Annotated in this window: 14 protein-coding genes; 9 read left to right on the forward strand and 5 right to left on the reverse strand. The window is 73.9% G+C overall.

What is annotated here, in order from left to right; genetic code table 11:
• Positions 1–418: 418 nt before the first annotated feature.
• The 8 genes from KIK08_RS33625 (at position 419) to KIK08_RS33660 (ending at position 8,221) form a co-directional block, all read left to right on the forward strand.
• Positions 419–1,057, forward strand: coding sequence for a hypothetical protein (locus KIK08_RS33625; protein ID WP_214407354.1), 639 nt, complete (start codon positions 419–421; stop codon positions 1,055–1,057).
• Positions 1,054–1,497, forward strand: a complete 444-nt coding sequence (locus KIK08_RS33630) for a DUF488 domain-containing protein (RefSeq protein ID WP_308258057.1) — start codon at positions 1,054–1,056, stop codon at positions 1,495–1,497. Before KIK08_RS33625 ends, KIK08_RS33630 begins: the two co-directional genes overlap by 4 nt.
• A 388-nt stretch (positions 1,498–1,885) precedes the next feature.
• Positions 1,886–2,779 carry an SDR family NAD(P)-dependent oxidoreductase gene (locus KIK08_RS33635; protein ID WP_214407356.1) on the forward strand — a complete coding sequence of 298 codons (894 nt, stop codon included), beginning with the start codon at positions 1,886–1,888 and terminating at the stop codon, positions 2,777–2,779.
• 618 nt (positions 2,780–3,397) lie between these two features.
• Complete coding sequence (locus KIK08_RS33640) at positions 3,398–4,357, forward strand: caspase family protein (protein ID WP_214407357.1); 960 nt, start codon at positions 3,398–3,400, stop codon at positions 4,355–4,357.
• 137 nt (positions 4,358–4,494) lie between these two features.
• Positions 4,495–5,001, forward strand: coding sequence for a hypothetical protein (locus KIK08_RS33645; protein ID WP_214407358.1), 507 nt, complete (start codon positions 4,495–4,497; stop codon positions 4,999–5,001).
• Positions 5,002–5,018: 17 nt separating this feature from the next.
• Positions 5,019–5,363, forward strand: coding sequence for a hypothetical protein (locus KIK08_RS33650; RefSeq protein ID WP_214407359.1), 345 nt, complete (start codon positions 5,019–5,021; stop codon positions 5,361–5,363).
• Positions 5,364–5,376: 13 nt separating this feature from the next.
• On the forward strand, positions 5,377–6,903 hold the full coding sequence (locus KIK08_RS33655; RefSeq protein ID WP_214407360.1) for a S8 family peptidase: 1,527 nt from the start codon (positions 5,377–5,379) through the stop codon (positions 6,901–6,903).
• A gap of 31 nt (positions 6,904–6,934) precedes the next feature.
• Positions 6,935–8,221 (forward strand): hypothetical protein, encoded by a 1,287-nt coding sequence (locus KIK08_RS33660; protein WP_214407361.1) that lies wholly within the window; start codon positions 6,935–6,937, stop codon positions 8,219–8,221.
• A gap of 3 nt (positions 8,222–8,224) precedes the next feature.
• Here KIK08_RS33660 and KIK08_RS33665 read toward each other — a convergent pair whose 3' ends face one another.
• Complete coding sequence (locus KIK08_RS33665) at positions 8,225–8,410, reverse strand: PspC domain-containing protein (RefSeq protein ID WP_214407362.1); 186 nt, start codon at positions 8,408–8,410, stop codon at positions 8,225–8,227.
• A 94-nt stretch (positions 8,411–8,504) separates the two neighbouring features.
• Entirely contained in the window at positions 8,505–8,654 is a 150-nt protein-coding gene (locus KIK08_RS33670) for a hypothetical protein (protein WP_214407363.1), read from the reverse strand.
• A 180-nt stretch (positions 8,655–8,834) separates the two neighbouring features.
• Here KIK08_RS33670 and KIK08_RS33675 point away from each other — a divergent pair, with 180 nt between their 5' ends.
• The gene (locus tag KIK08_RS33675; RefSeq protein WP_214407364.1) at positions 8,835–9,731 is read left to right on the forward strand and encodes a hypothetical protein; all 897 of its coding nucleotides are present in this window, start codon (positions 8,835–8,837) and stop codon (positions 9,729–9,731) included.
• 12 nt (positions 9,732–9,743) lie between these two features.
• On the opposite strand, the gene KIK08_RS33680 is transcribed toward KIK08_RS33675, so the two are convergent.
• The 3 genes from KIK08_RS33680 to KIK08_RS33690 form a co-directional block, all read right to left on the reverse strand.
• The gene (locus KIK08_RS33680) at positions 9,744–10,472 is read right to left on the reverse strand and encodes an anti-sigma factor (RefSeq protein ID WP_214407365.1); all 729 of its coding nucleotides are present in this window, start codon (positions 10,470–10,472) and stop codon (positions 9,744–9,746) included.
• The gene (locus tag KIK08_RS33685; RefSeq protein WP_214407366.1) at positions 10,453–11,004 is read right to left on the reverse strand and encodes an RNA polymerase sigma factor; all 552 of its coding nucleotides are present in this window, start codon (positions 11,002–11,004) and stop codon (positions 10,453–10,455) included. Before KIK08_RS33685 ends, KIK08_RS33680 begins: the two co-directional genes overlap by 20 nt.
• Positions 11,005–11,028: 24 nt before the next feature.
• On the reverse strand, positions 11,029–11,637 hold a 609-nt coding region (locus KIK08_RS33690; protein WP_214407367.1), incomplete at its 5' end, for a class F sortase.

The following is an 11,637-nucleotide window of genomic DNA, read 5'->3' on the forward strand; positions in this document are numbered from 1 at the left end:
CTAGGCTGTGGGTTGCGGCCACCGCTTCGTCTTGAGTCCACACAACCCGAGATGATCATGCGGTGGCCGCGCCACGTTCCGGGCACCCCCCACGGAGCAAGATCACGAAGTCCGGCTGTAGTACTAGCCCTGGGGGCCACGAGGTCGGCGCGCCGTTCGCGGGTGCGGAACGTGGATCCAGCTGGGCGAGAAGCCTCACCGTCCTCCGGGCGGTCGGTGCGGCCGTCGACGGTCTCGCCGGCGGTGAGGGCTCAGACCAGTGCATCGAACCCAATGGTCGCGCGAGACGGACCTGGCCCACTCGTCCTCGGGGACTCGCGTCGTCAACCTGCGGCTACCGGACGTGCAGAGTGGTTCGCGGCCGGACGACTGGGCCGGTTGCGTCGCGGCGCTGTGACGGGTCTCTAGGATCGCCGCCATGCGTCCCCCTGGTGTTCGCCAGCGGGTGCAGGAGGTGGGTCGGCACGAGTTGGCTCTGGTGGAGTCGCGGCCGCAGTGGCGGTTGCGGGTCCGGCTGACGACGCTGATCGACGTGTGCGCGCGGCTGTACTTCGACGACCACCCGGTATCGGTGGTGTTGAAGCGCTACCGGCAGGTCGATGCCCTGCTCGCCGAGCCGGGGCAGGCGCGCACCGGCACGGACTTCGAGGCCCGGTGCCTGCGTTGTGTGGAGCGGCTGCGTCCGGTGATCGGGGCGATGGCGGTGCGTCCGGTCGAGGAGGTCCCGTTCGACGAGCAGGGCGCCGTCGCTGCGGACGTGGTGTCGATTCCGCCGCAGGTCGTGCTGGGACAGGCGGGGCCGGGCAGCCAGTTCGACCTGCTGTGCTGGAACCAGGCGAACTCGGTGGCCGAGGGCGTGCAGCGGCCGTATCGGGCGGCGCGGGCGATCGCCGCGGAAGGCTTCCACGAGCCGGTGGACGTGTTCGGGTTGATCGAGCCGATGACCGAGCTGACCGAGCGCTACGAGGACCGGCCGCAGGAGCGACCGGCGACGGCGGCGGAGATCGTGCGGGTGCTGGACGAGTACCGGGCCGCGGCGCCGTGGCCCGTGAGGTGAGCCTGCTGACCGTCGGTTACGAAGGTCGTTCGGCCGAAGAGGTCGTTGACGACCTGGTAGCCAAGGACGTGTCCCTGCTGGTCGACGTGCGGTTGACCCCGATCTCCCGCAAGCCCGGACTGTCCAAGCGTGGCCTCGCCGAGCGGCTCGCCGCGGCCGGGATCGAGTACCTGCACCTGCGGGCGCTGGGCAACCCGGTCGACAACCGCGACGGCTTCCGCGCCGGGACCTCGGCGGCACGGGACCGGTTCCGGGAACTGCTGGGCAGACCCGAGGCGGCGCAGGCCGTGGAGACGGTGGCCGACCGCGCGCGGCGGCAGCGGGTTGCACTGCTGTGCTTCGAGGCAGACCCGGCGCGCTGCCACCGGCAACTGGTCGGAGAGGCGGTCGCCCGGGTGCTCGGCGACGGGCCTGTGCCGCCTGCCGGGGCGCCGGCTTGACAAGCACGGTGCGGGCCGGCTGCGGACCGGTGGCCAGCACCGCCCGGGACCGTGAAGCTGCTGGTCAACCTCGCCACGATCGTCGACCAGCGGGTGCTGCCGGGGAACTCGGTGCGGACCCGGATCGCACGCCGTGGTCGGGGACGCGGACGGAGATGGTCGTTCCGGGAGACGGGTCGCTCGTCGCCCTCGGCCGGGCGTCGTGCCGCGTCCGCGACGGACGACGTGGTCGTCCCGCGACGGAGACCCGCGCCGAACCCGTCATCAGCGGCGTTCGCGACGGCGCTGGTTCTCCTAGTTTCAAGTGGGGCCCGCGCGTGCGCACGGCCCCGTCGCCATCGCGTCGTGGCGAGGTCGAGGACGCCCGAAGGGCGCAGGAGGAGGGCACATGCTCGACGGCAGGGTCGCCGTGGTGACCGGTTCCGGACGGGGGCTGGGGCGGTCCTACGCCCGGGCGCTCGCCGCGGCCGGTGCGTCGGTCGTGGTGAACGACATCGATGCCGATGTCGCCGAGGAGACGGTCGCGTCCATCGTGGGGGCGGGGGGTGCCGCGGTCGCCGAGGTGGGGGCCGTGGGTGGGGCCGAGGTCGCCGATGCGCTGGTGGAGCGGGCGGTGGGTGAGTTCGGGCGGCTCGACGTCATGGTCACCAACGCGGGGGCGTTGCGCGACAGGACGTTGCGCAACACGACCGACGAGGACTTCGACCTCGTGGTGGGCAGCCACCTCCGGGGCACCTTCACGTGCGGTCGGGCGGCCGCCGCCCGGTTCCGCGAGCAGGGCGAGGGGGGTCGGCTCATCCTGGTGGGGTCGCCCGCGGGCCAGCGGGCGAGCTTCGGGCAGACCGCGTACTCGGCGTCGAAGGGCGCCATCGTCGCGATGATGCGCACGTGGGCCGTGGAGCACGCGAAGATCGGGGTCACGGTCAACGCGATCGTCCCGACCGCCCTCACCCGCATGGTCGCGACCATCCCCGGCCTGGGCGAGTTGGTCGAGAAGGTGGACCGGGGTGAGCCCGTGCCGGCGGACGTGCGCCGACGCGGCCTGGGGACCCCGGACGACGTCGCTCCGATGATCGTCTACCTGGCCTCGGCCGCGTCGGCCGAGGTCACCGGCCAGGCCATCGCCGCGGGCGGCGACCGGATCGCGCTGTGGACCCACCCCGAGCAGGTCGCCGAGCAGTTCCACGAGGGCGGGTGGACGCCGGAGGCGGTGGCCGAGGCGTTCGCCGGTCCGCTGAAGGGGGAGCTGCGGGAGTACCTGCCGGCCCGCGGGGACGGCTGAGCCCCCGGGGCCGCGACGCCCCGAACACCGCGTTCCCGGACGCTCCCGCGCGGAGCGGCCGGGAACGCCCGTCTTCCCCGCGTGAGCGGCGACCCGGACGGGTCGCGAAACCGGAGATGCGCCTTTTCCGGCGATCGACGAGCTGAGGTATGGTCCCCTCGTCGGTCTGCCGTGACAAATCGCTGAAGGACCCGAGCCGGGCTGTTGAATCATGGCTGTGGCGAGTGCCGGCGATTGAAGCACGGACGCCTTCGCCTGCGGGTCCGTAGTTCTGCGTATTGACGATCGCGTGCTGCTCGGGACGGGTCGCCGAGCCGCCGCGGGGCGCTCCGCCGATCGGGTCGAGGGTGCGTTTCACCTGATCAGGCTAGTCGTGACCGGCCGTGGCCGATCGCCCCGGCCGTGATGTTCGCAGTAATGCGTATTGCTGGTCGGCGACCCTCCGTCAATTGACGTGGCAGGGTCGGTCGAATCGTCGCAATGCGGACATCTCGACCCACGCGGAATCAATTCAGTGCGTCCCGCGGATGGCGTTCACCAATACGGGTCACTCGACGTCGTCGGGCTCGGGATGCACGATTGCCCGCACATTCACGACGGACGACGAGGGGACCTCCCGTGGCTTCGAAGCGCGCGCTGCTGGTCGGCATCGACCTCTACCCGGACCACCGGAACAACCTGAACAGCTGCGTCGCGGACACGCAGCGGTTCCGGGGGCTCCTGCTGGACCACTACGGCTTCCGGTCCGAGGACATCACGTTGCTGCACAACAGCGCCGCGACGCTGGCGAACGTCCGGATCGGGCTCTCCCAGCTCCTCGCGGGCGCGGCGGCGGACGACGAGATCGTCTTCTTCCAGTCCTCGCACGGCTACCGCTACGTGAAGGGGGCGACCTACATCGAGGTGCTGTGCATGTACGACCAGTTCCTCGAGGACACCGAGCTGGTGCACTTCAGCAACCAGGCCCCGGAGGGCGCGTTCACCTGCATCATCGACGCCTGCCACGCCGCCGGGATGGAGAAGCTGTTCTTCGCCCCCAACGGGTTGCAGGTGACGCGGGCCAAGGTGTGGCAGCCACCGCCCGAGCAGGCGGCCGCGGACATGGCGCTGCTGGCCCAGGCCAGCTCGTTCAAGTCGTTCGGCCGGAAGGCGACCTCGGACACCGGGGCGGTGGCCAAGCAGTTCTCGGGCGAGGCGCTCGGCGCCGAGGTCCCGCCGGCCAAGGCGGGCGAAGGCCAGTCGGAGCTCAACGGGGTGCTGCTCGCCGCCTGCCTGGCCGACCAGACGGCCGCGGCCGGCAGCCCGCCGACCGCCGGGTTGTCGGCGTTCACCTGGGCGCTCGGGCTCGAGCTCGACGCCGGCGGGGCGACGGTGCCGGTCGCGGCGCTGAGGGATGGCATCGCCCAGCGCCTGGCGGAGCTGAACATGCGCCAGACACCGGTCGCCGAGGCGCCGATGGCGCACGGCGGCTGGCTCACCGAGCCGCTCATCACCCACGGCGCCTCCGGCGCGACGAGCACGCCGTCCGCGGACGACGAGATCGAGGCGTTCCTCCAGTCGCTCGGGATCGGGGTCTGAACGCAGCCATGACCACCTACCAGAGCGGCGAGGGGCAGACGCGCTCCAAGGCGAAGCCCCGGACCAGGCGGACCGCGCAGAGCGGCGTCGCCGCACGGGGTTCGGCAAGCACATCGAAGAAGGAGAAGGAGAAGGACATGAGTCTGACCACCAACGCGCTGACCACCTCCGTCAAGGGGGCCGGGCTCGCGGACGACCCGGAGAAGGGGTTCGGCGACTTCCTCAGCGGGCTCGGCGGGATCCTGCCGGGCGTCGCGCAGACGCTGGCGCCGACGGTCGGGATCGACCCCCGGATCGCCGGCCAGACGGTGAGCCAGGTACTGAGCATCTTCGGGATCGGCAAGGGCAAGGCCTTCGTCCCGGCCGTTCCCAAGGAGCAGGCGGTGGCGCAGCTGCGGGAGATCGTCAGCCCGCACCTGAACGACCCCGCGTTCATGACCGCGCTCCAGGCGTGGACGAAGGCGGCCGTGGAGCCGGTGGCGGCGCTGCAGCAGGGCAAGGCGTTCCAGCCGTCGGTCGACATGACCAAGAACTGGTTCACCGACGCCATCGACTCGATCGGCGACGCGGTCTCGTCGGTCGACTGGGGCAGGGTGGCCCAGGTCGGCATGCAGGTCCTGCCCGTCGTGCTGGCCGCGCTCTGAGCGAGGGGGGCGGGCTCGTGGGGGACGACCGCGCCGTCTTCGAGGCGATCGCGACGGCGATGGCCGGATCCCGCGAGCCCGACCTGTCGCCGTTCGACCCGGAGGGGGTGCGGGCGGCGCTCGGGCGGGTCCTGCGGGACCCCGGTGCCCGCCGGGAGTTCCTGACCTGGCTCGCGGCCCGGGTCGCGGAGCTCAGCGGCGGCCGCGTCCACGTGGAGGAACGGCCCGTCGCCGGTGATCCCCCGTCGAGCGGGCAGCAGCCCGAGTTGCCCGTCCGCCTGGTCGTCGACGGCGAGCCGTTCGCCGAGCCGGTGACGCTGCGGGCCGACGACCCGGTCGTGCTGTTCCCGATGCGCGGTTAGCGGGGTGGGGCGGATGACCGGCGACGACCTGCCGGCGGAGTACACGATGGCCCCGGCCGCGGGCGAGCCGAGCGGTCGACCCGGGGAGGGGCAGCAGGTGCCGACCTCGCCGGACCTGGTGATGGACAGCATCATCTCGCGCCCCCTGAAGGAGTTGATGCGCACTGCGGGCGAACGGCCCATCGGTGTCGTCATCGAGGTCTCGACGAACTACCCCCTCGGCGTGCGAGCCGCTGTCGAGGCCATCGAGTCGCTCCTGCGGGAGGTCGCGCCCGATCGACCCGTCCGGGTCGCCGACGGCTACGTCGGGGCGGCGCTCACGGCCGGGGAGATCCGGCGCGTCGTGCGTGCGTCGGTCGGCCTCCCGACCACGCCGGCGCCGTCGCAGCTCGACGCACCGGCGACGCCCAGCCGGGCGCCGCGCTCGGCCATCCACCGGATCTGGCCGAACTTCGAGGTCACTCCGCTGATCACCCGGTCGATCGTCACGACGAAGTGCGACGCGGCGCGGCGCGCCTTCGACGCGGGCGGGCGGCGGATCGTCTGGGCCGTGGTCGACTCGGGCGTCCAGGCCGACCACCCCCACTTCACCCGGCACACGAACCTCGACGCCGGCGCGCGGTGGCACCGCTCGTTCGTGTCGGACTCGCCCGGCGACGCGCTCATCGACGAGTTCGGCCACGGGACGCACGTGGCCGCCATCATCGCCGGCGCGCAGGAGGGGCCCGTCGTCGCCGCCGGCTGGTACCTCGACGAGCAGGAGCAGAGCCGGACCAGGATGCTGGAGTTCCCCGCGATCAGCGGGATGGCCCCGCTCACGTCGCTGGTCTCGCTGAAGGTCCTGCGCGCCGACGGCACCGGCGACCTGCACGCCGTGCTCGCCGCGCTGCGCCACGTCCAGCGGGTCAACGACCACGGCCGCAACCTCGTCATCCACGGCGTCAACATCTCCGTCGGCTACCCGTTCGACCCGGCCTGGTTCGGCGCCGGGCTGACGCCCGTGTGCCGGGAGGTGGACCTGCTGGTCAAGTCGGGCGTGCTCGTCGTGGTGGCGGCCGGCAACACCGGCTACGGCATCGGCATCGACGGCGCCCAGAACGTCGCGCAGGTGGGGTTCGCGATGACGATCCAGGACCCCGGCAACGCCGAGCTCGCCGTCACCGTCGGCGCGACCTCGGCGTCGCCGCACTCGACCGGCGTGGCGTTCTTCTCGTCGAAGGGCCCGACCGGCGACGGGCGGCCCAAGCCCGACCTGGTTGCCCCGGGCGAGCGGGTGATCAGCGCGGCGGCCGGCAAGAACCTCGTCAAGGCGAGGGCGGCCGACGACCGCGCGACCTACGTCGAGGACACGGGCACCTCGATGGCCGCCCCGCACGTGTCGGGCACCGCGGCGGCGTTCCTGTCCGTCCACCCGGAGTTCATCGGCCGGCCCGAGGAGGTGAAGCGGATCCTCATGGGCTCCGCAACGGACCTCGGCCGGGCCCGCACGTTCCAAGGAGCCGGTCTCGTCGACGCGATGCGCGCCATCCAGGCCGTCTGACCCCAGCACCCAACCCGGCAGGAGGATCGCCGTGCAGCTGCCCTACGCCCCGGTCGAGTTCACCACGAGCGGCGCGGTCGCCAGGACCGAGCAGTTCGACGCCGCCGTCGCCCTCGCGAAGGGGGTCGGACGGGCGTCGCCGCCGACCCACGTCCTCTGCCTGTGCCACGGGTGGAACAACACGGTCCAGGACGCGGAGCGCTTCTACACCGTGCTCGCCGACCGGATCGCCGCGCAGCAGCGGGCCCCGGGTGTCCGGCCCGTCGTCGTGGGCCTGCTGTGGCCGTCCGTGCAGTGGGCGGACGAGGGCGGCACCATCGCCGGCGGCGCGCTGGCGGCCGTCGACGCGGCCACCCGGCTCGCCGACCGCATCGACGCCACCGTCGAGGACCCCGCGGCGGCCGCCGCGCTCCGGGCGCAGGTGCCGCTGCTCGACCACTCGCCCGGGGCCAGGGCGGCCTTCGTCGAGGCGCTGCGGCGGTCGGTGCTGCCGTCCCCGGACGCCGTGGCCGACGACGACCCGATGCCCTCGCCGCTGCTGCACGGCGACGTCGAGGAGCTCTTCCGCCAGGTCGAGCAGGGCTACCTCGGGGTGCTGGCCAGGTCGCCCCAGCTGCTCGCGCATGCGGGTGCGCGTCCGGTCGGGGGTCCCGGCGGGGCGGCCGGGTTCGGCGACGGGTTCCTGTCCCCGCTCGTGCTGGCCCGGTTCCTGCTGAACATGGGGACCTACTACCGGATGAAGGAGCGGGCCGGCGACGTCGGCCGGAACGGGGTGGCGAGGCTGCTGCGCCGGCTCGCCACCGAGGCCGGGGGCGCGTCGGTCAGCCTGGTCGGGCACTCGTTCGGGGCGCGGGTCATCAGCGCCGCCGCCGCCGACGGCGCTCCCGCCCACGCGCTGTGCCTGCTGCAGGGCGCGTTCAGCCAGTTCGCCTTCGACGACGCGACCGGTCCGCTCGGCACGGTGGGGGCGTTCCGCAGGGCGGTCCGAGGGGGAGCCGTGGGCGGCCCGATCGTCGTCACGCACTCGCAGAAGGACCTCGCCGTCCGGTTCGCCTACGCGATCGCCTCGCGGATCGCGCAGCAGGTGGCGTCCGGGCTGGGTGACCGCGACGACCCCTACGGCGGGATCGGCGCCAACGGAGCCGTCGGCCTGCCGGCCGTCGAGGTGCGGGAGGGGACGCTGGGGCCGGTCGGGACCACCTACCGCTTCGCGGAGGCGCGGGTGCACAACCTGGCCGGCGACGCCGTCATCAGCGGGCACGGCGCCGTGGACGGACCGGAGGTGGCGAACGCCGTGCGGCAGGCCGCGTTCGGCTGAGCCCTACCGCCGCTCCTTCGGGATGATGATCCACAGGATGATGTAGGCCAGCTCACCGGCGCCGACCAGCCCGAAGGCCACGAAGACGAGGCGGACGAGGCCGCGGGACACGCCGAACCGGTCGGCGAGAGCGGCGCACACCCCGGCGATCAACTTGCCGGAGCCGGGTCGGACGAGTCGAGTGGCCATGACGCGACCGTAGTACCCGATCGCCGTGCACCGAGCGGATCCGGGCGCGCGCGGGCTGTCGAACATCCCGCGCGCCGCCCGGTTCCGGGTGCCATCAGCCCGGCGGCTCCGGCTGCGGGTTCAGCGCGATCGTCGAGAAGTCGCCGGCGGTCGCGAGCAGGCCGATGCACAGCACGAGGCCGAGCAGGAGGAGCGCGAGCGCCAGCAGGCGCAGCGCCGGGGCGGGAGTGGTCGTTTCGGTCACGCCGGCGAGCATCGCCTCGGCGGACGGGTGCCGAACAGCGGGGCCATCCCGGTCGCGCGCCGGCCCGGTACGGGATTTGCACGTGGCGCCCGTGATCGGCGTATCACGGCGCGTCGCGCACGGGTCCTCCTCGGCGGCCCCGCGAGCGGCGGGACCGCCCGATCAACGAGGTGAACGCCCATGACCACCACGACAGCCGCCCCGACCACCGCCCACCAGGCCCTGTTCGGCCACTGGATCCACTCGCGGGAGGAGGACCGGGACGACGTCCAGGTGTTCCGCCGCGAGGGCTTCGCCTTCCCCGTCAGCTTCGGCCGCGACGGCTTCCGCGTGTACGGCGACGGGGTCTTCCTCCAGGAGGACGTGGGGGCGGCGGACGGGATCGTCACGGTGCCCGGCCGGTGGAGCTGCCGGGTCCCGGGCCGGATCGCGGTGCGCTTCGGCGGGGCGCGGCCCGACTACGACTTCGAGGTCGTCGACGTCGCCGACGACGTGCTGCGGATCCGGGTGCAGGAGCCGCTGGGGTCCGGTCGTGAGCTGGCCGACCGGCGCAGCATCGAGGCCTTCCGCGTCGCCGACCGGGTGGTGCTCATCGCCACCGGCGAGCTGCCCAGCCCGGGCTTCCGGGTGGACGTCGTGCAGTCCCCACTGCGGATCTTCCCGCCGCGGTTCGAGCTGGTCCGCGTGCCGCTGCCCGGGTTCTGGCCGCAGGTGCTCACCCCGTTCCGCTACGCCGAGGTCGTGCGCTACCCGGTCGACCGCGACGTGATCCGGGTGCACCACGCCGACGGCGTGGACGCGGTGCGGATCCAGGAGCCGGGCCGGGATCTGGAGCAGCTCGCCGCACTCGGGCCCGCGACCGATCCGGCCGGGGGCGACGAGGCGACCGGGTTCTCCGCCGCCCTCAGCTTCGACGAGGCGTTCCGGGACGCGCTGGCCGGGCTGCCCCCGCTGGAGGACGGCGGGGTGGCCGACCGGATGGCCACCGTGCGCGTGCTCGACATCGCCGGGCTGTTCGGCGGCATCGCGGGCTTCCGCCACCTGACGGTCCGGGTCCGCCGCACGGTGGACGGCTGAACCGCGGTCAGGTCAGGTCAGGGGACCCCGCAGCACGCTCAGCGTGGAGTGGCCGGGGTCGCCGTCCCAGCGCTCGACGGAGACGTCGACGATGCTGAACTCGGTGATCGGCAGGCCCCTGGGGACGGTGAACGTGCCGTGGTAGGCGCCGTCGCCGGGGGTGAGCCCGCCCAGCGACACCAGCCGGGTGCCGTCGGGGGCGAGCAGCCACACCTCGAGGTAGTCGCCGCCGTCGAGGTCGGGCACGCCCCGCAGGTCGACCCGCATCCGGTCCTCGTCGTCTGCGCGCAGCATCACGACCTCGCCGGTGCCGTCCGGGTCGAGGTCGCCGACGGGGGTGAGCAGTGCGACGACCGCGCCGTCCGGCTCGGGCGGGGCGGACGGGGCCGCCGTGTACCCGATGCCGAGGCCGACGGCCAGGCCCAGCAGCGCGGCGGCGGCCGGCACCGCCACCCGCCACCACGCCCGCCCGCGCCGGTGCCCGGTGCGGGCGGTGGCGATGTGCTGCGGCGGGTCGGCGATCGCCAGCTCCTCGGTGATCGCCCGCCACACCCGCTCCGGGGGCCCGGTGCCGTCGTCGGAGGTGTCGCCACCGGCGCGGGCCAGGTCCACGGTGCGCCGCAACGACGCCACGTGGCCGGCGCACAGCGCGCACTCCGCCAGGTGCGCGGCGACCCCCGGGTCGGGTTCCTCGGCCGGCAGCGCGGCCAGCGCGAGCTGATCAGGATCGGGGTGCCACACCGTCGACCTCCCAGCGTCTGCGCAGCCGCTCCAGCCCCCGGCGCAGGTGGCTCTTCACCGTGCCCAGCGGCAGGCCGGTCAGCGCGGCGATCTGGGTGTGCGTCAGGTCGTGGTAGAACGCCAGCCGCACCACCCGGCGCTGCTCGGCCGGCAGGCGGTCCAGTTCGTCGCCCACCACCACCGCCTCGATCACCTGGTCGGGAACCCCGCCACCCGGTCCGTCGCCCGCGACCTGCGCCGCCCTCGACACCTCGGCGTCGCGGGTCCGGGCGGCGAGCCGGTCGGCCACCTGGCGGCGGGCGATGCCCTGCAGCCAGGCGCCGATCGTGCCACGGCCGGGGTCGAACGTGGCGCGCCCGCGCCAGGCGCGCACGAACACCTGCTGGGTGACGTCCTCGGCGTCGTGGTGGGCGCGCAGGCAGCGCAGCGCGAAGCCGTGGACCTCGCCGGCGTGCCGGTCGTAGAGGGCCCGCAGCGCGGCCGGGTCACCGGCCACGAACCGGTCGACGAGCCCGCGCTCCACGGCGTCCATCAGCCCGCACCCATCAGCCGGCGGTCAACGACCGGCCGGCTCGGCGGTGACCACGACGTTCTCCCGGTAGCTGCGGGCCTGCCGGTCGAAGTCGCCGCCGCAGGTGACCAGCGTCAGCCGGGGAGCGCCGTCGCGCGCGAAGAGCCGGTCGACGGGCAGGTCGTCCTCCGCGATCCGCTCGACCAGCGCCACCCGGTACTCCAGCGACGTGCCGTCGGCCAGTTCGACGCCGACCGGGTCGCCCGGCTGCAGGTCGCTCAGGCGGTGGAACGCCCCGCGGCCCTGCACGCGGTCGTCGACGTGCCCGGACAGCACGGCCGACCCCGCGCCGGCGCCCGGGCCGAACCGGTACCAGCCGACGGTGGCCACGTCCCGCGGCACCTCCATCTCGCCGACGCCGTCGACGCCCACCGCGACCACGGGGGCGTCGACGCCCAGCCCAGGGAAGCGCACCCGGGCCGGTGCCGCGAGTCGATCACCATCGGCCGGCTCGGCCACCGCGACCGCCGGTGCGGGTGGCGCAGCGGGTGGCGCGGTCGCGGCGACCGGAGCCGGCCCGCCGCAGCCCACCAGCGCGGTGAGCAGCAGCGGGCCGACCAGCCCCGCGGCCGTGCGGTTCAGCGGTCCGCGCCG

This window comes from Pseudonocardia lacus, assembly GCF_018531445.1.
GTDB lineage: Bacteria > Actinomycetota > Actinomycetes > Mycobacteriales > Pseudonocardiaceae > Pseudonocardia > Pseudonocardia lacus.